General features: G+C 66.2%; 1 protein-coding gene. It reads right to left on the bottom strand.

The genetic code is table 11. The annotated features are described in order from the left end of the window. Positions 1–20: 20 nt before the first annotated feature. Entirely contained in the window at positions 21–962 is a 942-nt protein-coding gene (locus tag ABZW96_RS37675) for an IS5 family transposase (protein ID WP_355081670.1), read from the bottom strand. Positions 963–1,052: the final 90 nt, after the last annotated feature.

The following is a 1,052-nucleotide window of genomic DNA, read 5'->3' as shown; positions in this document are numbered from 1 at the left end:
AGTGCCTGTGTATGAACTGATCATTTCGGGATCGGGTGGGTTGTGAGGCGGGCGAGTCGGCGCCGCATGACCAGGGTCATGGCCCACAGGACCATGGCTTCGTGGTGTTCGGGTAGTCGTTCGTAGTCGCGGACGCAGCGGCGGCGCCGGGTGATCCAGGCGAGGCTGCGTTCGACGACCCACCGGCGGGGAATGACTTCGAATCCGGAGGCGGCCTCGCTGCGTTTGACGATCTCGATGAGGTAGCCGAATCGGGTGTGTGCCCAGGTCACGAGTTCGCCGGTGTAGGCGCCGTCGGCCCAGATGCGGGTGATTCCGGCGTACCAGGCGCCCAGCAGAGCCAATGCGGCGCGGGCGCCGTCGCGGTCCTGGACATTGGCGGCGGTCACGACCACGACCAGCAGCAACCCGATCGTGTCCACCACGACATGACGTTTGCGGCCGGCGACTTTCTTGCCCGCATCGAATCCGCGGCTGCCCGAACCAACGGTTTCGGCGGCGCGCACCGATTGCGAATCGATGACCGCCGCGGTCGGTTCGCGGCCACGACCTTCGGCGAGACGGAGCTGTTCACGCAGGTCGTTGTGAACCGCGAGGGTGAACCCGGTGCGGTTCCAGCGGGTGAAGATCGCGTGCACGGTGCGCCAGCCGATACCGAAATCGACCGGCAGATTCCGCCATTTGACGCCGTTGTCCACGACATAGGCGATCGCGTCGAGAACCTGGCGGCGGCAATATTTTTCCGGGTGCCCACCCGCGCCGTCGAGCCAGGCCGGCCACGGCAGCAGCGGCGCGAGCACCGCCCATTCGGCGTCGGTGGCGTCGCTGCCGTAACGCCGCGGGCGTGGTGGCCGGTCGGCGCCGTAGCCGAACCGGCACGCCACACACACGCAACCAGGACCGGGATCGAGGCCGTCGAGGCACGAGATGCCAACGGTCGAGGCACAGGAGTACAAAGACATGGCGGAACCTTGTGGCGAGTGCGGATTTGTGGTGATTTCTGCTGCTACCACAAGGTTCCGCCCTACCACGGGAATGTTCAATCCCTCACG

Source organism: Nocardia sp. NPDC004168, from assembly GCF_040610355.1.
Lineage (GTDB): Bacteria > Actinomycetota > Actinomycetes > Mycobacteriales > Mycobacteriaceae > Nocardia > Nocardia sichangensis.
The sequence above is the reverse complement of the archived record's forward strand: the minus strand, read 5'-3'. Positions and strand labels throughout refer to the sequence as shown.

Excerpts from the sequence above, each read along its gene's own strand:
- ABZW96_RS37675 (WP_355081670.1), bottom strand. The coding sequence starts at position 962 with ATGTCTTTGTACTCCTGTGCCTCGACCGTTGGCATCTCGTGCCTCGAC.